This is a genomic window from Rossellomorea sedimentorum (genome assembly GCF_046237645.1).
Taxonomy (GTDB): Bacteria; Bacillota; Bacilli; order Bacillales; family Bacillaceae_B; genus Rossellomorea; species Rossellomorea sedimentorum.
This window is the reverse complement of the sequence record NZ_CP143546.1, coordinates 3,849,846-3,873,546: the sequence shown is the minus strand read 5'-3', so window position 1 is coordinate 3,873,546 and position 23,701 is coordinate 3,849,846. Positions and strand designations below refer to the sequence as shown.

At 35.6% G+C, this 23,701-nt stretch carries 20 protein-coding genes; 18 read left to right on the top strand and 2 right to left on the bottom strand.

Annotated features, from left to right (window positions below; translation table 11 throughout):
* Window positions 1–24 precede the first annotated feature (24 nt).
* The 11 genes from V1502_RS18895 to V1502_RS18845 all read left to right on the top strand — a co-directional run bounded on the left by V1502_RS18895 (window position 25) and on the right by V1502_RS18845 (window position 10,002).
* A complete protein-coding gene (locus tag V1502_RS18895) occupies window positions 25–1,176 on the top strand; it encodes a glycosyltransferase family 4 protein (protein ID WP_409252138.1) in 1,152 nt (383 codons plus the stop codon).
* A 54-nt stretch (window positions 1,177–1,230) separates the two neighbouring features.
* On the top strand, window positions 1,231–2,154 hold the full coding sequence (locus V1502_RS18890) for a glycosyltransferase (protein WP_409252137.1): 924 nt from the start codon (window positions 1,231–1,233) through the stop codon (window positions 2,152–2,154).
* 67 nt (window positions 2,155–2,221) lie between these two features.
* A complete protein-coding gene (locus tag V1502_RS18885) occupies window positions 2,222–3,502 on the top strand; it encodes an O-antigen polymerase (protein ID WP_409252136.1) in 1,281 nt (426 codons plus the stop codon).
* Between the two features lie 130 nt (window positions 3,503–3,632).
* Window positions 3,633–5,051 (top strand): oligosaccharide flippase family protein, encoded by a 1,419-nt coding sequence (locus V1502_RS18880; protein WP_409252135.1) that lies wholly within the window; start codon window positions 3,633–3,635, stop codon window positions 5,049–5,051.
* Between the two features lie 40 nt (window positions 5,052–5,091).
* The gene (gene rfbA / locus V1502_RS18875) at window positions 5,092–5,970 is read left to right on the top strand and encodes a glucose-1-phosphate thymidylyltransferase RfbA (RefSeq protein WP_409252134.1); all 879 of its coding nucleotides are present in this window, start codon (window positions 5,092–5,094) and stop codon (window positions 5,968–5,970) included.
* A 16-nt stretch (window positions 5,971–5,986) separates the two neighbouring features.
* Window positions 5,987–6,547 (top strand): dTDP-4-dehydrorhamnose 3,5-epimerase, encoded by a 561-nt coding sequence (rfbC, locus tag V1502_RS18870; RefSeq protein WP_409252133.1) that lies wholly within the window; start codon window positions 5,987–5,989, stop codon window positions 6,545–6,547.
* 6 nt (window positions 6,548–6,553) lie between these two features.
* Complete coding sequence (gene rfbD / locus V1502_RS18865) at window positions 6,554–7,408, top strand: dTDP-4-dehydrorhamnose reductase (protein WP_409252132.1); 855 nt, start codon at window positions 6,554–6,556, stop codon at window positions 7,406–7,408.
* Window positions 7,409–8,434, top strand: a complete 1,026-nt coding sequence (gene rfbB / locus V1502_RS18860) for a dTDP-glucose 4,6-dehydratase (protein WP_409252131.1) — start codon at window positions 7,409–7,411, stop codon at window positions 8,432–8,434.
* 18 nt (window positions 8,435–8,452) lie between these two features.
* Window positions 8,453–8,899, top strand: a complete 447-nt coding sequence (locus V1502_RS18855; RefSeq protein ID WP_409252130.1) for an HIT domain-containing protein — start codon at window positions 8,453–8,455, stop codon at window positions 8,897–8,899.
* Between the two features lie 573 nt (window positions 8,900–9,472).
* Entirely contained in the window at window positions 9,473–9,631 is a 159-nt protein-coding gene (locus V1502_RS18850) for a CorA family divalent cation transporter (RefSeq protein ID WP_409252129.1), read from the top strand.
* A gap of 170 nt (window positions 9,632–9,801) precedes the next feature.
* The gene (locus tag V1502_RS18845) at window positions 9,802–10,002 is read left to right on the top strand and encodes a hypothetical protein (RefSeq protein ID WP_409252128.1); all 201 of its coding nucleotides are present in this window, start codon (window positions 9,802–9,804) and stop codon (window positions 10,000–10,002) included.
* A gap of 558 nt (window positions 10,003–10,560) precedes the next feature.
* Here V1502_RS18845 and V1502_RS18840 read toward each other — a convergent pair.
* Window positions 10,561–12,378 carry a hypothetical protein gene (locus V1502_RS18840; RefSeq protein WP_409252127.1) on the bottom strand — a complete coding sequence of 606 codons (1,818 nt, stop codon included), beginning with the start codon at window positions 12,376–12,378 and terminating at the stop codon, window positions 10,561–10,563.
* A gap of 1 nt (window position 12,379) precedes the next feature.
* The gene (locus tag V1502_RS18835) at window positions 12,380–13,450 is read right to left on the bottom strand and encodes a glycosyltransferase (RefSeq protein WP_409252126.1); all 1,071 of its coding nucleotides are present in this window, start codon (window positions 13,448–13,450) and stop codon (window positions 12,380–12,382) included.
* A 683-nt stretch (window positions 13,451–14,133) separates the two neighbouring features.
* Between V1502_RS18835 and V1502_RS18830 the strand changes: the two genes are divergently transcribed.
* From V1502_RS18830 to V1502_RS18800, 7 genes are all read left to right on the top strand, one after another.
* The gene (locus V1502_RS18830; protein WP_409252125.1) at window positions 14,134–14,973 is read left to right on the top strand and encodes a zinc metalloprotease HtpX; all 840 of its coding nucleotides are present in this window, start codon (window positions 14,134–14,136) and stop codon (window positions 14,971–14,973) included.
* Window positions 14,974–15,194: 221 nt separating this feature from the next.
* Window positions 15,195–16,349 (top strand): protein kinase domain-containing protein, encoded by a 1,155-nt coding sequence (locus V1502_RS18825; RefSeq protein WP_409252124.1) that lies wholly within the window; start codon window positions 15,195–15,197, stop codon window positions 16,347–16,349.
* Window positions 16,342–17,169, top strand: a complete 828-nt coding sequence (locus V1502_RS18820; RefSeq protein WP_409252123.1) for a serine/threonine-protein kinase — start codon at window positions 16,342–16,344, stop codon at window positions 17,167–17,169. Before V1502_RS18825 ends, V1502_RS18820 begins: the two co-directional genes overlap by 8 nt.
* Window positions 17,159–17,320 carry a hypothetical protein gene (locus V1502_RS18815; protein ID WP_409252122.1) on the top strand — a complete coding sequence of 54 codons (162 nt, stop codon included), beginning with the start codon at window positions 17,159–17,161 and terminating at the stop codon, window positions 17,318–17,320. The genes V1502_RS18820 and V1502_RS18815 overlap by 11 nt, the downstream gene beginning before the upstream one ends.
* Window positions 17,307–20,444, top strand: a complete 3,138-nt coding sequence (locus V1502_RS18810) for a DEAD/DEAH box helicase (protein ID WP_409252121.1) — start codon at window positions 17,307–17,309, stop codon at window positions 20,442–20,444. Before V1502_RS18815 ends, V1502_RS18810 begins: the two co-directional genes overlap by 14 nt.
* Window positions 20,445–20,448: 4 nt before the next feature.
* Window positions 20,449–21,768, top strand: coding sequence for a hypothetical protein (locus tag V1502_RS18805; protein WP_409252120.1), 1,320 nt, complete (start codon window positions 20,449–20,451; stop codon window positions 21,766–21,768).
* A gap of 138 nt (window positions 21,769–21,906) precedes the next feature.
* Window positions 21,907–23,226 carry a CorA family divalent cation transporter gene (locus tag V1502_RS18800; protein WP_409252119.1) on the top strand — a complete coding sequence of 440 codons (1,320 nt, stop codon included), beginning with the start codon at window positions 21,907–21,909 and terminating at the stop codon, window positions 23,224–23,226.
* Window positions 23,227–23,701: the final 475 nt, after the last annotated feature.

The following is a 23,701-nucleotide window of genomic DNA, read 5'->3' as shown; positions in this document are numbered from 1 at the left end:
GCTAGTAGGTGAGGGAGTATAAAAATGAAAAAAGTTTATGTAGCAAATAAATCTAGAGGTTTCTTAACAAGGTTGTTTAATACGAAGTTTGATAATATTCATTTTATAAATGAAAATAGAAAAGTGTATGATACAAAATCTAACTTAAGAATAATCTTATTTGAAATAGTTAAATCTAGACTAGCAGATCATCTAGGAGTTATACAAAGAATAAAAGCAAATAACGAAAATGCAAATTTTGCATTTAGTTATAATAGATTCTTGGAATCAGATAATAAATACGTAATATACTTGGAAAACCCCTTGGCCTTAGTCCATTATTCTACAGGCAGAAATAAAACATTATTAGGAAGAGCGAAATTAAAAAAGTATTTAAATGACCCTAATTTAATGTCTATTGTATGTTTGTCAAAAGCATGTTATGAAACATTACATTCTTTTTACGAGATACCTTCACAAGTCAATATTGAACAGATTTATCCATTAATAGAAAGTAACGAATTGGTAAGTACCGAAAAAATTCATTTGAAAAGTCATAATAGTGATATTCAATGTTTATATATATCATCTAATTTTAACCTTAAAGGTGGTAAGGATATTATAGATTGCTTTAAAAGATTAAAAAATCAAGGGAAAAATAATATTAAATTGAAAATTATCACTCAGAAAGAGTCGCTAGATGATAGTGTGAAAAATGAGATAAATCAAAACAAGAATATAAGCTTATTCGATTTTAATTTTAATAAAGAAGAATTGAATGAAATTTATAGCGAGTCTTGTATTTTGCTTAATCCTAGTAGGCAGGACAGTTTTTCTCTTGTAGTATTAGAGGCAATGAAAGCCGGAAATACAATACTTACTACAGATTTATATGCAATACCAGAAATGGTATCGAATGACTATAATGGGTATCTTACGTCTCCGAAGTTCAGATACTTTAACTATGATAATTTGCCAAATCTTGAAGTGTGGAGAAATCGAAAAGGTACAATTCACTCGGATTATATTGATGATAATATTGTGAACTTTTTATATGAGAAGCTAAGCTATTTAGAAAATAATAGAAATGAATTAGAGAGGTTATCACTAAATTCATATGAAAAGGCCAATAGTGGTAAGTTCAGTGAAGAATATATAAAAGAAAAGTGGAACGGAATCTTTAATGATATTCAGTAGGCCTTTTACTTTCCAAGCAAGGTTTAAGTCCTAAGTAGAATTTGAGGAGAAAATATGATAGGAATAGTAATTTTGAATTATATAAATTGGGATGAAACTACTAGATGTATTAATAGTATCTTTAGTAATGAGACAAAGTGTAAATATCATATTTATGTTGTTGATAATGCATCACCCGTAGGTCCAACAGATGAAGTAAATCAACTGTTAAATGATCCTAGAATTACATTTATCCAAAAGAAGATCAATGATGGATATTCAGCTGGAAACAATGTTGGGATTAAACAAGCTATTAAGGATGGCTGTAAAGAAGTACTTATATCAAACAGTGATATATTATTCGAAAAAGATAGTATATATCAAATGTGGAAGTTCTTAAACGAAAATAACTCAGTAGGAATTGTAGGACCTAAGATATATTTACCAGATGGAAATTTACAAATGATTAATATGGGTGTCAAAACGGGATTAAAAGAAAAATATATGTACCTGCTGAGAAAAACAATTTTTTATCCATTCGTTAAGGAATTTGTTAGAAAGTTCTGCGCTCTAGATCAGGATTTAACTAAACCGTTTGAAGTGCATTCGGTATCTGGATGTTGCTTTATGATGAGTGAAAGTTGCGTTAAGGAAATTACTCCTTTTGATGAAAATACATTTCTTTATCAAGAAGAATTAATTATTGGAATTAGAATGGAAGAAAAAGGATATAAAACAATTTATTTGCCTGATAGTCAAATAGTACATGCACATGGACAAAGTACTAAACATATAAAGGCATTCTCATACACTTGTTTAGTTCAAAGTGAAATATACTACTTTAAATACTATATAAAATCTTCCATAATAGCTTTGATTCCTTTGCTTTTAATAAGAGCAGCAAAATATTTTAGCTTTTCTATTAAGGATAATGATTTTCGAAAAAATACGGGTAACTTTTTTTTAAAGACCTTATCAACTCTTATTAGGAAATATTAAATTAGTATTCTGACTTTATTGTTTTGAAAATTTATAAACTTTTTCGATAGGTCTGAGGGAGAGTAATATGTTTCTATTATTTCTTATGGTAAGTGTTTCTTGCTATTTTATTAGCAGGAAAATTTATAAATATAAGGCTAATCCAATAACTATCTATTTAAGTGTTTGGATACTAAGTGTATCACTTCATCAAAGTAAATTAATTTATTTTAATGATTTATCAATTACTACTTGGATTGTTATTATATCTGCACAGTTAATATTTGTAACTGGTTGTTTATTTGGGGCTATTTTACCTAAAAAAAAGGTAAGTAAAGAAAGTATTAGTATAAAAAATTTAAATAAACAGAGAAAATTATTAAAAAAATATATTATAATCTCTTCGCTAATATCGGCCATTGGAATAATTCCAAAACTATTATTTGTTGTACAAACATATGGATTGAGTCTATTTGGAAATATAAGTCAAGTTTACACTGACTCGATAACTGGACAAATGGAATATGATAGTGGATTAAATACCGGAGGATTTATTTTTATCGCATTAGTATTTAGTGGAATATATTTATATAAATATAGATTCGAAAAGGTACTAATATTTCCAGTAATATTATTAATTCTAAGTCAATTGACCTCAGGTTCAAGGGGAATTCTTATAGCTGGAGCTTTATTGTTTATCTCTCCGCTAGTTTTTGGGTTTGATAAATGGAAAAAAAGTAATTTAGTAAAAAAGATTCATGTTAACAGAACTAAAGTATTAGGTTTGCTTTTAATTTCTGTTCTTTTTTTAATCACTTGGAGTAGATCTGCAAACGGTGACTTATCTCTACCATATGCTAGTGAGTTTATGAAATCACTAAATAGTAGCAATAAAACGATATACAGTATAGTTTTTTATTTTAGTGCTCCTATAGCTGTATTGAATGAATATTTACAAGACCCAATTCATAGTCATTGGGGGGCCGCAACTTTTAGGTTTTTTTATATGATGCTGGATCAGTTTGGGTTTGTAAACTATAATGTGAATTTTATTGGAGAGTACCTTTATAACACACCTATACCAACTAATGTATTAACGTATATTGGCGAGTTGATATATGATTTCAATTATGGTGCTTATCTTGTGATATTCATTTTGGGATTCGTATTCGATGTGACATTTCGCACTGCCCGTGCAAAGGAAACTATATTTAGCCTACTTTTAGTTTCAGTTACTTTTTCATTAGTAGCTTTATCCTTTTTTGCATGGTTTTTGAGGCCATCGATATTTTGGAGTGTTTTGATAATTGGAGGAATTCTGGCTCTAATAGCTGATCGGTCTAATTTAATAGAAGAAAAAAAATATTAGAAGGATTTAATTCATAATTTTACTAAGAGTTGTTAGATTATTGTTAATACAATTTAAATATTTAAGAATTAATCTTACAACTTATTTCAATACTTTTATTATATAAGTTGTAAATGACGGGGAATTAGAGATGAATACAAAGTTTATTGGTTTTGTAAAAAATTTTTCATATGCCCTATCATCTAATCTTATTTCAATGATTATTTCTGCGATAGTGATTCTAATTGTTCCAAAGTTGATTGGAGTAGAGGAATACGGATATTGGCAATTATACTTATTCTATGCATCTTATGTTGGTTTTTTACACTTTGGATGGAATGATGGGATATATTTAAGATATGGTGGTATTGATTATAAAAAGTTAAATAAAGAATTGTTTTTCTCGCAGTTTTGGATGCTGGTAGTTGTACAAGTTTTAATAGGATTAATACTAATTATTACTTCAACCTTGCTTTTTACTGATGGGAATAAGTTATTTATTGTAGAAATGACGGCAATTTGCATGCTGATAGTTAATGTAAGATTAATGTCCATATATATTTTGCAAGCGACAAATAGAATAAAAGAGTATGCCCATATAACAATTATGGAAAAGGTTCTTTATTGTATTCTAATTCTTTTATTTTTATTGGGTGGAGTAAGGCAGTTTCAAATATTAATTATTGCCGATTTACTTGGAAAACTAATTTCACTGGGATACTCAGTTTACTGCATTAAAGATATAGTATTTAATCGTGTAAATACTTTCTATTTTAGTATTAAAGAGGCTGCGAAAAACATTAGCGTAGGTATAAAATTAATGTTTTCAAATATAGCTAGTATGTTTATCGTGGGTGTGGTGCGTTTTGGTATTGAACGAACTTGGGATGTTGCAACTTTTGGTAAAGTATCATTGACATTGAGTATCTCAAACTTAATGATTACTTTAATCAATGCAGTTGGCATTATTCTGTTCCCTATTTTAAGACGTACTAATAAGGATAACCTTCCAAGTATATATTCATCCATGAGAACTATTTTAATGGTTGTACTTCTTGGAATACTAGTTGTTTACTATCCATTAAAGGAAATACTACAAATATGGTTACCACAATATGCCGATAGTTTAATATATATGGCTCTTCTCTTTCCGATGTGTGTTTATGAAGGAAAGATGGCATTGCTGATCAATACTTATTTAAAAACATTACGCAAAGAGAAATTGATGCTTACTATTAATGTAGTTTCAGTACTGTTGAGTATCATGCTTACCACTTTGATGACTCTTGTCTTTAAGAATCTTTTATTAACGATTATGTCTATTGTAGTACTTTTGGCATTTCGATCCGCTTTGGCAGAAGTATTTATATCAAGAATACTTAAAATATCAGTGTATAAAGATATATTTCTTGAAATGTTAATGTCAACATTATTTATTCTAATAAGTTGGTTTATAAATTCATGGATTGGCGTAGTCTTTTATTTATTTGTTTATGGTGTTTATCTTTTAGTTAAGAGGAGAGAGATTATAAGAACTTTTAATAACGTGAAACATTTAGTAAAAAGATAATCTAGATTTATTAATACTTTCAGAAAGGGGATAATTCATATTGAAAGGTATTATTTTAGCTGGGGGTAGTGGAACTCGCTTATACCCTTTAACAATGGTAACAAGTAAACAATTACTACCAATATACGATAAACCGATGATTTATTATCCGTTATCAACGTTGATGCTCGCAGGAATACAAGATATATTAATTATTTCAACTCCAGAAGATACGCCACGTTTTGAAGCTTTGTTGGGCAATGGTTCGCAATTTGGATTGAATTTAGAATATAAAGTACAGCCGAGCCCGGATGGATTAGCTCAGGCTTTTTTAATTGGTGAAGATTTTATTGGTGAAGATTCTGTTGCTATGATATTAGGAGACAATATCTATTATGGAAGTGGCATGAGGAAAATCCTTCAACGTGCAGCAAACAAAGTATCTGGAGCAACTGTTTTTGGCTATCATGTACAAGATCCTGAACGTTTCGGAATTGTAGAATTTGATGCAGAAGGCAAAGTAATTAGTGTAGAAGAAAAGCCTAAAGTTCCGAAATCAAATTATGCTATTACTGGTCTCTATTTTTATGATAACCGTGTTGTAGAGATTGCCAAAGGAGTTAAACCCTCTGAACGTGGTGAATTAGAAATTACATCAGTTAATGAAGCCTATTTAAATACTGGAGATCTTGAAGTTGAACTTTTAGGTCGAGGATATACATGGCTGGATACTGGTACTCATCAAAGCTTAGTTTCAGCAACTAACTTTGTTAAGACTGTAGAAGAGCATCAAGGGATTAAAATTGCTGCACCTGAAGAAATTGCTTATATTAATGGATGGATTGGGAAGGAGCAGTTAATTGAATCTGGTGAATTGTTTTCTAAAACGGGGTACGGTCAATATTTATTAAAAGTTGCAAATGGAGAAATAAAGTACTAATTGTAAGAGGTGAAGTATGAAGGTTATTGAAACGAATTTAGAGGGTGTATTAGTTATAGAACCAAAGGTATTTGGGGACCATCGAGGTTGGTTTATGGAAACATACAGTGATGCAAAGTTTTCTGAGGCTGGAATTGATTTAAACTTTGTCCAAGATAACCAATCTTTTTCTGCGGCTAAAGGTACATTAAGAGGACTACATTATCAGTTAAATCCTAAAGCACAGACAAAATTAGTACGTTGTACACAAGGGTCAATCTTTGATGTTGCTGTCGATATTCGAAAAGGTAGTCCTACTTTTGGGAAATGGTTCGGAATTGAATTATCTGCAGAAAATAAAAAGCAATTATTAGTACCAAAAGGGTTTGCACATGCTTTCATGACTTTAACAGATGATGTTGAGGTACAGTATAAAGTGGACGAGCTTTACTCACCCGAAAATGATCGAGGTATTATCTGGAATGATCCTGAAATTGGGATTGATTGGCCATTTGATATAACACCTATTCTTTCAGAAAAAGATCAAAAAGTACCTCTGTTAAAAGATACTGAAAATAATTTTAATTACGGAGAGTAGGTTATTATGAAAGTTTTAGTAACTGGTTACACAGGCCAACTTGGTCATGATGTTGTACGTGAAGGTAAACAGCGCGGAATAAATATCACAGGAATTGGAAGAGGTTATTTAGACATTACTAATGAATTAGAAGTATATCAATATGTCCAAAAAACAAATCCTGATGTAATCATCCATTGTGCAGCATATACAGCGGTTGATAAAGCTGAAGATGACAAAGAAACATGCTGGAATGTAAATGTATTAGGTACAAAATTTCTTGCTATATCAGCTAAGAAAGTTAATGCAAAATTAATGTATATAAGTACTGATTATGTTTTTGATGGTAAAGGAGAAGAGCCCTTTAAAGAAGCTGATAAACCTGATCCAGTAGGCTATTATGGTATAACGAAATATGAGGGAGAAAAGATTGTAAGAGATTTACTTGAAGAGTATTTTATCGTTCGTATTTCATGGGTATTCGGAATCAATGGACATAATTTTATAAAAACCATGCTTCGATTATCTGAAACTCGTAACGAGTTAAATGTTGTTGGAGATCAATTTGGTTCACCAACGTATACATTTCATTTAGCACGGTTAATAATCGATATGATACAAACTAAAAAATATGGAATCTATCACGCATCAAACGAAGGCTTTTGTACATGGGCAGAGTTTGCTACAGAAATATTCCAACAAGCCAATAAGAACGTTAAGGTAAACGCTATCTCAACTGAAGAATATCCAACACGAGCTGTTAGACCAAAAAACTCACGGATGTCAAAGCAAAAGCTAATTGACAATGGCTTTGAGCCATTACCAAAGTGGCAGGATGCCTTAAAACATTATTTAAATGAATTAGCACAAGAGGTGAAATAAGTGGCACGAAAAAAAATTCTTGTTACAGGTGGTGCCGGGTTTATCGGCGGTAACTTTGTTCAATACATGGTGGACAAGTATCCTCACTATGACATTTATAATTTAGATTTATTAACCTATGCTGGGGATTTAACAAAGCACAAACATATTGAAACAAAAGACAATTATCACTTTGTTAAAGCGGACATTGCTGATCGTGAAACAATTGTGGGACTTTTTGAAAAGGAAAAATTTGACTATGTTGTTCATTTTGCTGCAGAAAGCCATGTTGACCGTTCCATTACGGATCCAGGGATCTTTGTGCAAACCAATATAGTCGGGACACAAGTGTTATTAGATGCCTCAAGAGCAGTTGATATTACAAAATTTATTCACGTATCAACAGATGAAGTTTATGGTGAGTTAGATTTTGACCCTGCAACGTTTTTCACAGAAGAAACACCGGTACAGCCTAATAGCCCTTATAGTGCAAGTAAAGCATCATCAGATTTATTAGTACGTGCGTATAATGAAACTTATGGCCTACCAGTAAATATAACACGCTGTTCGAATAATTATGGGCCATATCATTTTCCTGAAAAATTGATTCCTTTAACAATTTCACGTGTTCTAAATGAGCAAAAGGTACCTGTTTATGGAGATGGGAAAAACATTCGTGATTGGTTACATGTAATTGATCACTGTGCAGCGATTGATTTAGTACTACATGAAGGTGTAAATGGTGAAGTTTATAACGTAGGTGGTCATAATGAACGGACCAACTTAGAAGTAGTTAAAACTATAATAAAAACTTTAGGTAAATCCGAAGAGTTAATTGAATTTGTTAAAGATCGACTAGGCCACGATAAACGATATGCTATAGATCCTACGAAACTAGAAAAATTGGGTTGGAAACCTACTTACACATTTGATACTGGAATTGCTCAAACTATTCAATGGTATCTTGATAACAAAGAATGGTGGGAGAAAATTATTAGTGGCGAATATCAAAATTACTTTGAAAATCAATATTCATTAGAAGATTAAATGGAGGTGATGAGCAGTATGAGTAATCAACTATCCAATTTTAAAGGGAAGTTTAAAACTGAAGAACTTAAAATTTATGAAACAGAGTATTGGCTATGGTCTTTGAGACCGCATCAATCTACTTTAGGTGCTGGGATTCTTTCATTGAAAAGAGAATGTCTAACATTTGGTGAATTAAAGCAGGAAGAGTTTACCGATCTGAATAACGTAATTAAAGTTATTGAAAGTACAATGAAGCAATTATTAAGATATGATATTATGAATTATTTAATGCTTATGATGGTTGATAAACAAGTGCATTATCATGTAATACCACGATATGAAAGTGAAACTGAATTATTTGGCGAGGTTTGGAAAGATAACACATGGCCAGGCATCCCTAATTTATCAGGTGACGATTTAGAACTAGATAAACTAATTGAAATTTCATCTTATATTAAGGATAACTTAAAAACATGTAACTGATTAATATTGCTTTATGCTATGCCGGTGCTTCGAAAGTAAGGTGGAACTAGACTGGACAAAAAACTGGTTTTTTAGAGCTTTGCCAGGAAACATGCCGGCTTGAGAAGAATTTTAGAAATCAAAAGAATTAGTGAGTTAATGCAAGTTACCCGCCGGGCTTAATGGCTCGGCGGATATATTTGCCATGCTCATTTTTTTGGCTCTATTATATTTGGACTTCAGTCAAGAAAGTGGACAGTTAAAAAAGCTATATTTTTATGCAAATATAGCTACCGCACTTGTGACCATCAAGTAGAATGATACAATTTTTGCTGATTAATTTGTGATTACGGCCAGTGAAATGTACCACCAATGACATTCTATTTACCACCAAGTGACAAGAAATATACTAGTAAATGACAAGCTGCTTGCTTACACCACTATCCCTTCTGTATAATCATTGAGCTCACCTTCAGGTCTGCCATTATTATTTAGGAGGTATTTTTGTATGATTCATTATCGAAAGATATTGGAATCACATGATGAAGGCATCGGAAACGTAATCAAAGCGACCAGCTTTACAATAAAACTCAAATGATTACATTAATCTTTTTGCCGTTTACCCTGGTCACAGGATTTTTTGGCATGAATAACGATTTTGTTAAATTCTTTAAACATCCCGTCTACTTAATTGCTTTTGCTATTATGTTTTATTGGATTACAAAGTATTTACTGGATAAGAAATTCAAATAGTTATGGAACCGGCTAGTAAACTGGTATCTTTTTAGAAGAGGGGAAAGAAAGAAGAAATTGATTATTGCAGTGAAAATGAGCCACTTATGCGGAGTTTTGAGCCAGTCATTGCGGAGGAAAGAGCCACCCTTTGCGGAATGCAGGGCCACTATTATACTGGAGGCTTTTTTATGGTTAATTACCGAAAGATTCTGGAAATTCGCTTTGAAGAAGTCAGTCAAAGAACGATTAGTTCTAGCACTGGGCACTCAAGGAATACAGTTTCAGATGTCATTCAACGTGCCAAAAAACTTGGCGTAGAAAGCTTGAATGACACCATGACCAACACCATGGCTAGAAGCATTTCTCTTCCCAGAGAAACAGGCTGTTGAGAAAGGGTACTTTACAATTGATTGGGAAAGAGTGCATAAGGAACTACAAAAGAAGAATGTGACCCTGTCTCTATTGCATCACGAGTATTTGACAGAGGCACGTGAAGGTGGAAAGAAAAGCCCCCCAATGCCTATTGATTACAGCCAAGAGATTTTACCACCCTTGCCATCTTTTTTTACCACTCTTCGCCAAGGAATTTACCAGGCTACGCCAACGTATTTACCAGTACATAAAAAAGCCCTACAGATTAACATTCTAGTAATTCAGGGAGGTGGACCTTTTTTTGCGTTTTATGGGGTGAAAATCGCTCTAAAAATGAAACGAGAAATTATTAGGTGAAGGGGAAGAAAAACCGCTCTATATAGATAGCAATACCGTATATTTTAATCTATATTTTGCGTATTTTTATCCACACGTCCTCACGTCGGCAACAGGAAGTTACTCATATTTTAGAAAGAATCCCTATACACAATCCGATATTAGAAAGAGCTGCCACTAAAAACCCCCTGTCTCATTGAGGCTGGGGGTTTTTAGTGGCCATAACGCAACAGGAGAGTTTACTCCAACGGTTCAAGCTTTAATTTCCGGTCTTCCATTAAGACCTTGAAAATACCTTCATCCACATCATCAGGTATAAAGGGAGAGAGACATTGGCTGCCGTCGTTTCCGATCAAAACGAGGTAGTCAGCTTTTTCTAATTCTGAATTGAACAGATTCGCTTCCTCTGAGTTCTCGCACTTCGTGATGACTTTGTAGTTTTGGGAGAGCTGCTCAAAGAGTGCAATATAGGCCAGATACCCTCCATCTCCATCGCTTTCCGGGCTGTAATATAATATGTCCGGATTATTATGGTCGGTATCGATAATTTTTTTGACCGCCGGTTTGACTTTTAGCCGAATGGAGTCATTGATATCTGGTTTGCCTGCGACCGCTTCCACTTTTTCATAGGTTGGGTAGTAAATCAGTATGGCCAATAGAACAGCGAGCCCCGTTTTCAATCCTTTGTTGGACAGTTTGCTCCATTCAAGCAAAGCCGCCCCCAAACCTATCGCACCTATATAAATGACAATCGTAGTCAAATATCTGTAATAAGAAGCCAGCCTTGCTGCTTCATTTTCGGGCATCAAAAATAAATACATAAGATACAGTGAACCGATATAGGCAACGAACGTCATGTTGCAAAACAGAAAAGCATAGAAAAGCAGCTTGGAAGCTTTCTTGTTTACAAGCCAAAACACAATGAAGCTGATAATCAAAGCGGCATTGGTTACAGTGAAAATCAGGAAGATATGTGTATCTAAATTAATCAGCCGCTCCATCATTTTTGGAAATAAAGTTTCCACGAATCCTTCGCTTTTATTAGGAGATGTGACTTTGGAACCTGTAACAGCAAATTTATTATCTTCATAAGAAGCAGTATAGGATTTTTCCGTATACTTGAGCCATAAGTAATTAACGATTAGAGGTATTCCGAAAAGAATAGCAGATACTTTACCGAGAAATTTCCCCTTTTCCAAACTGACTTTTCTTCTTGTTACTTCATTTCGGATAATCAGGCCCAGGATTAACAGTGCATTAAAAGCGAAGAATAACTTTCCGCTATCCTTGATCAATATCAACAAAACCAGTACTGGCACGTTCACTAGCAGATTTTTTTTCCAGTCTTTCCGGTAAAAGTATGCAATGATGACAGAAGTGAAAGCGACCATTCCGAGAACCTTGTCGACAATTAGGTTATAAATGCTATACATTTCCAAAGAAACTAGGCCGATGACAATCAATAGAGTGAGCAGTATATAAGCTGGCTTTTTCCACGTTGTGTAGACAAAAAGCACAGCCAAACTAGCAGCCATTAGGAAGTTCTGCGCCATTATTGCATAACTTTCAGCGTATCCGGCAATCTCCAGGATAAAATAAATAAATACAGCTGTGCCTGGAGGGTAATTACGAAAAGAAATCACCGTGCTGTCATCCGGAAGACCATCCCTAAGGTACATTTCCTTAACAATCAAAGCCCAATGGCTGAAATTGTCATAGTGTGTGAAATAGACACCTTCAAGCCAGAACATGAAAATAGCGGTTGCACTAGCAAAGAAAAGGATGGCAGGTGAAAACAGGTCTTTCACATAAAATGTATACTTTCTTTTAAGATACATATACAGGAAGACAGGCCACACAAGCAAACCGGTATAATAAATGATTTTAACCGCGAGCGGCAAAACATTTAAAATACCGGCTATGAACAGTATGAATGTAATGGCTGAATATAGAAAAATCGGGATAAACGCACTGTGGATTTTAAGCCTTTGGTGTATGGCAAGACCTAATCCGCCAAGTGATAAGAAGAGGAGGAGAAAGTGAAACATGGCTGTCATATCAGTTCACCTGCCTCTTGTAATAGCGGTTTTTGAATACCCAATCCCTCTGAATTACATAGCTGATTAAAAATAGTATAGAGTCGAGTACAATTTTAATTGCGACTTCCCCGTTTCCGATGATTTGATAGACTGCATATACCAAAAAGGCAGACGCAAACATTTGGACGACGCTGAGAGAATAGTACTTGAGCATGGTATTGCGGGAATCCGACTTAAAGACAATATTTTTGTTAACCAGGTAATTGAACAGGGAAGATAGTACCCTTGCTGCTATTGTTGCTAATAGTATAAACTCAGCCGGATAGATTTCCTTGAACAAAATGGTAAACACCGTAAACAGTAGAATGTCCAACCCGAATGATAATAATGAGGAAGAGACAAATTTCAAAAATACTGAGTAAATCTTAATGGAATCCACTATAGGATTAAAATGAGACGACTCATTTTCTTCAATATAAATTGTTTCAATCGGTACCTCTTTAATAGAAGTGTTTTGATTTTTACACTCCAGAATCATATTCATCTCGTACTCATAACGCTCGCCTTTTACCCTTAACAGGCTTTCAAGCATATCATAAGGGACGCCGCGGAGACCTGTTTGAGTATCAGTGATGGAGATCCCCATAGTGAATTTAACAACAACCTTTGTCAGGTTGTTCCCGAAACGGCTTCGTGCCGGTATATCATCTCCTGAAAAATCTCTTACCCCAAGGACAAGATTTTCTGGTGATTCCTGTAGCTTGGCAGCTACTTTAATTATATCGTCTAAAGCGTGCTGACCATCAGCATCCACTGTTACTGTGCCATGATTTTCAAAATGTGTCCTGATATAATCAAATCCCGTTTTGAGTGCCCGTCCTTTACCTTGATTGACAGAATGCGAAATCACCGTCACTTCTTGCAGTGGTGAAATTGCATCAAATATTCTTCTTGTTTCAATCTTGCTTCCATCATTGATCACTACTATTTTTGAGAACTTTGCTTCAATAATTTCATGGATCAATTTCTCCAGTTTTTCATCTGGATTATAAGAAGGAATCAAGATTACTGTATTATCTCTGATGTTCATGTAGCTCCTCCTAAAAAATCAATAGCTCTAGTATATATCACTTTATCAGTATTTCAATCTTAAAGACCAAAAGTTTACAATTTTTTTGAAACAGGGCAATTGGGGTGGTTCTCAGTCTTATCCCTAAGATAATTGATGTTGTGGGTCAATAACTCTGCCTGACCTCAACCTGGTTGCCTGAAGTACCTTTAAGAACCCATTTAATTCGCTCCTCAAGTAAACTACATTTTACCTTTAAAAATCAATAGATACCAATTTTCTACCCGACAACTTAATCGCGTAAACTGCGCTCTCCCTCTTAAAAAGCTCCCATATACATTTTGGGATAGTGTCTTAACCATACGTTTGGTTAAGAGTTGAGATTCTTTTTTTCACCTCATCTTAATGGAGCTGGAATTCATAATAAGGTGCTAAGCAGTATCCCTAGATATAGATTGTCGTGAGGACAAAACAGGTTTGCCCGTGTGCCGCATCTAGTGGTCCTGAAATAGTTCCTTTTTGAGAACTACCTGTTGGACGGTTTACCCTTGAGGGAATGTATAACTAGATCCTGATACAATGCATAAAACCTTCCAATAAACATGAAATTTCTACATTTTTTTACAGATTTTTGGATTTTTTTATGTTATTCTTAAATAGTACTTATGAATTATTTGGTATATAAAAAATGAAAAAAGGAGGTAATGAAAATTTATTTACTTGATTTTGCAAAGCGATTAACGAAGAAGCAGAACATGGGAATCTTTATTTATCTCATTCTTAATACGATCCTTGTTATGGCAATTTTTGGAGATCCTTTGTTAGGCCTGACTATGTATGTTATTTCACTGGCTTTGGCGCTTTCACCTTTTGGGGAATGGATACTACGGGTACAGCAAGGGTGTAAACCTTTATCTCGTAAGGAACATAAAGAACGATTGATGCCGCTTTTTAACGAGGTCTATCAAAAAGCAAAAGAGGTTGATCCTTCTATTCCTGATGATGTGAAATTATTTATTAGTAATGATCGTGCTCCTAATGCCTTTGCTACAGGACGAAAGACGATTTGCCTGACAAAAGGGATCCTAGAATTCAGTGATGAAGAAATTAAAGCAACACTGGCACATGAATTTGGCCATTTGTCAGCAAAAGATACAGATTTCATCTTGGTTGTAACAGTGGGAAACATGATCGTTTCTGCCTTGTTTGTTATTTACCGCTTATTTGTTTACTTTGTGGGGGGGATGTTCAGGAATTCATTCGTAGTGGCGTTCTTCATTGATGTACTTCTCGTGGGGATGATGTGGTTATGGACGAAGTTTGGAACTCTCTTGGTGATGCATTCCAAAAGGCAGAATGAGTATGAAGCCGATGCATTTGCACACACGTGCGGATATGGCGAATTCTTAATCTATACCCTGGATCACTTGAATGATTATGATTTAGGTGCGACTAAAGGGCTGTGGGCTAACCTGGCGTCTACTCATCCAGACCCGGACCAGCGTATTGGTAAGTTACAAGAGTTAGATGATCAAGCAGCCTAAGAAGCTGCTCATGCATATGTTAAAGTAGTGTCTAAAATTTCAGGCAGCCCTAGGCTGTCTCTTTTTTTAATAGAATTCTGTTGACAATAGGAGTGATAGCATTGTCTGTACATTTTAATTTTGTGCAAGAGATCGATATCGATTTATTTGAACACTGTATGAATACAGAAAAGAGAGTGAAAACCCACCCAAGTGAGTCGGCTGTGAAGTTGAGGAAATGTGTGGAGTATTTTGTTACTTTACTATGCCGTCAACATAAGCTGATACCAACAGAACAAAAAGCACCTCCTGTAGCACAAATGATAGAGCTGGTTTTTCAAAACGGTCTAATCAATAAAAAAGATAGAGGACTTTTACATGCAATAAAGGACTTCGGTAATGGTGAAGCTCATGTTCAGTTCCGGTCTGAGAGCGGTGAGACCAGGAAAAGAGCTACAGTTGATAAAGCTGTATATAATTTGAAGTATTTGTTTTATGTACTGGAGAGATATGCTGGAAAACACAATCTTTCACTGCCTCAAAAAGAGTTTAATAGAGATTCACTGCCTATTCTCGATGTGCAGCCTGCCGATACTATTAAGTTAAATCCAAATGAAGCTTGTGAGAACAAATGGTATGGAACTATAACGGACTCTCAAACGAATTTGTCTATGACCTGTATAATTCGCGAATTCCGAAAGGATAATTTTGATAAAGGGGAACATTTTAAAATAAGGGACATGTTAGCGATAAAGAGGAGGTGGATGGCCGAGCCTTCACCAATGAATATTGTTAATTACCATCCTGTAGTTGTCGAAGAGGAAAATGACTATTTTTATACATGTTATAAAGTGAATAAAAATACAAAGACACTGCTCGATATTAATGTCGGAGAGTTAAGTAATCTGGAACGTTTGGAAATACTTTTAGGTATTGCAGAGGGAATAAAACAATTGCATATCGGAGAGGACCCTATTTTCCACCGTTTTTTAAGACCTGAAAGCATCTTTATTCATAAAGACTATAACGGAAAATATGTTTCTAAAATTGGTAATTTTGAATTTGCAAAACTTTATGATCCATCCGGGGCAACGGTTGTATCCCGTGTTTTAAGTGTGGATGATGTGTATAGTGCTCCAGATATTAAATCTACAAGAAACACACAACAGGATTGGCATACTTATGATCTATATTCCTTTGGGGTGCTCATCCTCTATGTATTTGCTGCTAAATCATTGAAAGTCCCTATTGCACAGATCAAACATCTGAAAAAAGAGGGATTATCAGAAGAGATGCAGAGAATGACCAAAGATCTTATTAATCCAAATCCTCAAAGGCGGCCTTCTGTAGAAACAGTAATCGAAACGATCGGAAAGGAAAAGATGCAATATGCATGATCTTCAGTTTACCAAGACGCACCAGTATCGGTTTCTAAAGACAATCTACCAGAAAGATGACAATACCTCTGCTTTTTTCGAAGCGTTCGACGAGACAGAAAAACGCAGGGTCGGAATTAAACGAGTAAAGACAGAAAGAAAACACCTGAACGCCACAAAAAGTGAAGCGAATATGATTTATCAGGTTAGCTCCATGACCACAAATATTCCTGCGGTATACCACACATATTATGATCAGGATAGTGAATTTTTCTACATGGTGATGCAATATATTGAAGGCGGAAAAACGTTAAGAGACTATATAAAAGTACATAAACAGCTTCGCCAGCATATCCAGATTATGATTCAATTATGTGATATTCTCATTCCCCTGCACAAAAAGCGTATTCAGCACAGAGATTTAAAACCGGAAAATATATTGGTTAAAGGTAGAGATGTCTATCTAATTGACTATAATTTGACGGCAAGAGTTCCATTCAAAGGAGAGGGAACGGAATATTACCAGGCACCGGAACAAGGCAGCTATGTAGAAAGAATCGGCAGCGACCGAACTGATCTATTTTCATTGGGTGTACTGCTCTATGAGCTGGGAACAGGAGAGACTCCGCAAGTCGGAAATCATTACAATATTCCATATGAAGGGCAAGCTTGGGAAGACTTTGTGAACCCTAAAGAGATTAATGGAGAGATTCCGGACAAGCTTAATGAAATCATTAAAAAGTGCATGAAATATAACCCTGAGGAACGATACCGTGACGCCTATGAACTAAAAGGAGAATTAATTTCAGTACTACGAGGAGGGAAGAAGCATGGAAGATAAAGAGAAGATTCAATTTGATTCCTTAGATGAACAGTTTCTGGATTTGCAACCCCTTTTTGAAAAGATAGAAGGAAAAGAAGTTCCAAAACTATTAAAGTCCGAGAAAAAAGATATTGGAGCATTGGAGGACTTACTAGATGGAAAATCGTGATATTTACTTTTATGAAGAGAGCGAAACGATTGAGATAAGCTGTACCATCCCTATGGCTTGTACTGATAAGTTCTTTTCCCGCTGTGAACAATATGGAATTCCTGCAGATGCTTTCTTGACAAATCTTTCGAAACAACAAGTGTTACTGATCAGGAGGGCTAAATATAAAGATAAACATGAAGAAGGCTGTCATTTGCTGACCATCTTGACCATTAGGGGAGTTCTGCTTTGCAGTCTGAAATCAGACGGCCAACTTCTGATCATTGACCTATTTGAGAAAAACATTCGTGAGCAGAATAAGTACTTGAAGAAATCCTTAAAGATCTATACAAGTGAAGGGATTTCCATTAGTTATATAAACAGGATGACAGACAGTGTTGAAGTTTGGGGCGGCACCTCAAATGATCTATATATTCAGTCAGCCATATTTAAAAAGCATGTTTCTGAGATAAGAGCCCACGTGGAAGGGCTGGAAGATGGTTTGATTCCTGATGGCCCTGAGGAAGATGAGCAGGAAGAAACTTTAAGCGATGAATTGGAAGAACTGCTTGATATTGCAGAGAATTATGTAATTGCCGAGGATGAAATCCAGAGGTCAAATGCACAATCTGGACCTATGATCAGCTATTTTAAATTTGAAGCCAATTCAAATGCTGCGCGTGAAGAGAGAGTTTCCTATGTGTTTACAGCGTTTGATTATGATCAGCAGTTATACAAAAAAGGCACTCGTGTTGAAGTGGATCTGCTGGATGAAAAAGTAGTAGCCGGGGCCATTATTGATACGGGTGATGATAACGAGGAAGAAGCTGAAGAGCTTAAGATCACCATTTTGTTCGATGAGGTGTTCAGTATTCATGAGCTTCCTCTTACCGGGATCATCAAGCTGGAGTATAACTCCGTTCAGCGTAATGTCAGAGAAGGAGTCATTGAGGAATTAAGAGAGTTAGATGGACTTGCAACCTATTTTGATCCTCTCATTGGGAGAAATAAATCAGCAGGCTTTGAAAAGCAGGATCTCAGTCCTCTGGATGAAAGGCTGAATCAGCAAAAATATCCGCCTAATGACAGTCAAAAAGAGGCTATTTTCCGTGGGGTTAATGTTCGGGATGGCATGCTGGTGCTTGGTCCTCCGGGTACAGGAAAGACGACCGTCATATTGCAATGGGTCAAGTATTTCGTTGAACAGGAAAATAAGCGTGTCCTCATTTCATCACAAAATAATAAAGCAGTTGATAATGTACTAGAACGTCTTTCAAAAGAAAAGACGATTGATACCATTCGTGTAGGAAAGGAAGATAAGATTCAGGCGAATGTGCAGCACCTTATGTTTGAAAACAGATCCTATGAGCTTCAGCAGCGAATTACCAAGTCTACAACGGATTTTCATAATTATATTGTAGAATCAGATAAGGTTTTATCGGAGTATAGGGAGCGGTTGACGCACCTCAATGAGCTGGCCGTGTCCCTTAAAGAAGTGAACCGATTTCTTACGAATAGATTTGGAACCATTCAAAATCTTGTTAACCCTGTGGTATCTCTTTATGAAGACTACCTGAAGGTTTCTGCACAAGTTAAACAAACACAAGTGGATATAGAAGAAAAGAGTCAGCATGTGGCGGGCTTCGATCAAGTACAAGGATTACAGGCCTGGGTAAAGTGGCCGCAAAAAAAATGGAACCAGCTTCGAATAAAGCAATTATATAAAAAGTGGGAGAATCTTACGAACGAAGAGGCAGGAGTTATTTGGAAGTACGAAAGTAAAGTTAAAGAAATCGATCATCTTCTTTCCGAGGAGGAATTCATCGACCAAAAAGACTTCAAGATATCTACTGAGAGGGCTTGGAATGAATCCAGGAATAGTCTATATAAGGTCCCTTCAGTCCCATTAACACCTCTTACACTTCCTGAAATAACTGAGACCGATGACTTTACAACGAATGTAAAAGATCTGAATAGGGTATTGGAGCTCGTGGAAGAACGTATGGAAAAGCTGGCTGTTATGCAGCGATCATTAACAAGATGGACAGGTTATCTGCAAGACAAGAAAAACTATGCTTTATCAAAGATTCTGCTCGAATCTGTTGATTTAGTAGGAGCAACTTGTATTGGAATCAATAGTAATCAGCGATTCCAGGATGTTGAATTTGATGTCACAATTATAGATGAGGCAGGGCAGATTAAAATTCAAGATGCCATTGTTCCTATGAGCCGGTCACCTAAATTCATTATGTTAGGGGACCATAAACAAATTCCGCCGATCGAGGACCAGGAGGTCATTGAGCGTGTTGAGGAAATCGGCGTAGATACCAGTTTCCAATCAAAAAGCTTTTTTGAATATTTATATGATCGCTTTCCAAAAGAGAATAAGATCTTGCTGGATACCCAATATCGAATGCCGGGGGAAATAGCAAATCTACTCTCGGAATGGTTCTATGAAGGGGAGTATAAGACATTTATCGGAAAACAGAACGTCGTGTCCCCATTGCCTCACCTATTTAATAAGCCATTTGCCATCATAGACACCTCAAAGGAATACCATCGATTGGAAACAAGAGTACCCGGTCAAGGATATTACAATGAGTATGAAGCACGGGTTGTTGTTCAATTGTTGAAACGAATCCTTAAGGAATCCGCGAACCAAGAAGATGATCAAGCACCATGCTTTTCTTGTGAGGATATCGGCATCATCACCCCTTATGGCAAACAGGTTCAATACATGCGAGATTTGGTTGCAAAAGAAATACCCGAGCTGACGAAAAAGGAAATCGCTCAAATGGTAGCTTCTCTTGATAGTTTTCAAGGACAGGAGCGGCCGGTCATTATCTACAGTTGCACACGGAGCAACCTGAAGCCGGTAGATCAGCCAAGAATAGGATTCCTTAAAGAGTTAAGAAGGTTAAATGTGGCCCTTTCCAGATGCCAGGAACAATTGATCTTCATAGGGGATATGGACTTCCTCTCAAGCTGTAATTTTAAAGATGGAGATGTGGACGAAAGGGAGTTTGCAGCTTTTACCCAGCTTATGTTGCGTCATGCTGAACAAGGAAACGGCCATAAGGTACAGTCGAACCAATTTCTCTGTACACTGAATGAATCAAATGAAAAGCAAATAGAGAGGGTGTAGGAACTTGGATAATAAATATAAAAATTCAACCTTTCAATATACCCAGAAAGCATTAAACGAGTTCTACAAAGCCTACCCCGAATTTATGGCCTATGGAGAATTAGAGATGTTTTCTTGTCTGTATTATCCCATCGGTAAGATGGAACTAGAGTTGATAGAGTCATGTACGGAAGAGTTTGAAACCATCGAACATTCATTATTGGAGTTGATGTATTCCGGGATCGCACAACCTGAAGAATTATCAAATGTTATGGGACTTCCCCAGAACTATGTGATGAAGTTATTGCGTATTTTAGAGGGATATGGACATTTAATAGATGGACAACTAACAGAGCTGGGAATAAAATCAATAAAGGATGAGGTCAAGTATGTCAAATATCCAATTCAGCAAAAAGTCCAGGTGGATCTGATACATGGAACCATTTTCTCTAAGGAAATGTATCAATCCGAACGGTGGATGGAGGATGTTGAAGAAACTAATAGTTATATTACACATGCAGTACCGGACCCGGTACTTGATACAAAAGTATTGGATGTCTTAAAAGAAGATATCTTCATGTACCGCCGCAAAAAACAAAAAGTGTTTCATGTTAACGTTGAGTCCGTTGAGAAAATTTTATCAAAAGAAATACAATATGGATTGGGCTTTCTTATGAAATTATCGGGCTTTAAACACCCATTTTTGATCATAAAATGCAGAAGGTATCAGCAGGAAATACGAAAAACAACTTATTTCTGGAAACCTGTAGCCATTTCTGAGTCAGATGCAATGAAATTGAAGGAGACCTTACGAAATGAACTCATTGTCATCAAGGACGAGCGGTTCACCAATTTATTTGCTTTATATAAGGATATTGAGGCTCGCTTATTAGATGAGGTCAAGAACAGGAAAGCCTACCCTCGAAAAGTTGAACGATGGATTGAAAGGGACTGGTCATTGTCGGCAGATGAGTTACCTTATGATTTTAATAAGAACCAGTTGTATTTTTATGTCGATTCATCTGTGATTAACGAAATCTCTATCCAGTTCCTGAAGTCATTGCAGTATTACCTGCCTGGTGACCAATTGAAACAGAATAGAAAGAGCGGAGAACCAATTATACCGAGTGTTCTATTGGCAAGAAACGATAAACTGCCTGGTGTTGTTGCATTTGCATATACAAATGACCCGCAAATATGGAATCTGGCAGAGTATATACAAAACCAGGATGATAACATAAGAGACCATCAATTTTATGCAAAATTAATAGATAAATTGAAAAGCCCTACAGATATAAAAGAATGCCTTAAGGTTCTAAACCAAGAAATACGACGACTGGCTTAAGAAATAAAGGATAGTCCAAAGGGGGTATTAAAGATAGCAGAGTCCACTGAGGTATTAAATCATAAGACATATATAGTTCTTCCCTTTGCTTACCGATGTTCCTATCATTATTTACATCAAAACCCCGGATTTGTAAAAATGTGTAATGAACATTTAATTGACCCGCAGGATCCTAGTTCGCGACAGTTATTTCAACATGTTGAACGATTAGTTTCAAGTCAAGATAAGTATCATGAGCAAATAGGGAAACGGTTTGTTTTTACTCAGAAAGTAAGAAACCAGGTGAACCTTCCAAATAAACACACACAAAAGATTACTTGTGAAACCAACAAGAAGGATAAAAACGGTAACAAGATTTTCTATCAATTCTCTATAGAATCGATAGAATTATATCTTTTTGAAACCCAAATTGGATTTTTGTTATTTGAAGTAGGTTATCCTCCTGATGTAAAAATAGATGACATGATAAAAATAAACTATTACTTGAAGAAAGTAGCTTCCAAGGAATATTCTCTTTTTTTTGAGAAGCGAATTTCAAAAGAGGAACGAGTGGAACAAAAGGTTTCACTACAAGAAATAGCCTCTCAACTTTTAGAACCATTTAGTGTTGATACATACTTTGAAGGGGAGAGAAATAACACAAGCCAGGCACTTATTTTTACGGCAGCCCGTTTAAATTCCGATTCAAATGATCTTTCAATCCCTTCCTATTTGTTTCAATTGCGACGATCGTTTAAATCAACTTATAAACCAAGTACCTATGAAAGTGACTTTGCTAATAATCCGTCCCTCCTATCTTTATTTGGTAATAGTTTCTGGGGTGTTTCTCTAGAAGGAGTTGCCAATATCGTGACCAAAACGGAAGATGAAGATACTGAGGCTTTTTTTCGGGGCCAATATTTTCCGATTTTGAAGGGATCATATCTCTACCTTTATATACTCGCCTTGCATCAAAAGTACGCGATCCTCTACATGTCAAAGGAAGCTGCTCACCTTCCTTATAAGTTATCCAAGGTAGAGGGCGATTTAGTAAAGCAAAATGAGATTATTTCCAACCTACGGAACAAAGTCATCCGGTTTAAGCTTCGGTCCTCTTATACCGCAGTTTCAAACAACACTCATCATGCTGAGCTCTATGAATGTATTCGGGCTCAATTAAGAATTAAGGAATTATTTGAGGATTTGGATGGGGAGTTAGCGTCTCTATCGGCACTAACTGAAATGGCTGAACAAAAACAGGGGGAAATTGAGGAAAAACGAAAACGTGATCAAAGCGAACGGCTTAACAATAAAATTCAAATGATTACGTTAATCTTTTTGCCGTTTACGCTGGTCACGGGATTTTTTGGCATGAATAACGATTTTGTTAAATTCTTTAAACATCCCGTCTACTTAATTGCTTTTGCTATTATGTTTTATTGGATTACAAAATATTTACTGGATAAGAAATTTAAATAGTTATGAAACCGGCTAGTAAACTGGCCTCTGTTTTAGAAGAGGGGATAGAAAGCAGAAATGTAGCGGAAAGTATCAAACAGAAGAATTTAAATATAAAAAAGATCAGAAAGAGGATAGGTAGAAGGGAAAATGTAAGATAAAATAAAAAGCGAACATACTCTATTTGGAATGGTACCGACCCCCGAAAGCATGTATGTTCGTTTTGTTTTATCCCCTCTCTTCTTTGGGTTTAATTTCTTGATTCTCAGGTATCTCTGCGAACAATTCTCATAACCAATTCGTTAAAGCGAGCTACATCCATTTCTCCCATAAAATTCTGTCTCCACCTTCCAGTTCCAAACCTGCTTTAGCACGTTTCATAGCCTTATATATCACCATGTCTCTTGCATCGTAAGAGCAAACAATAATAAACAGAATTACAATCACAATAAATAGTAGAGTGGTTACTTACCACAATATCACCTCGCCCGCAGGT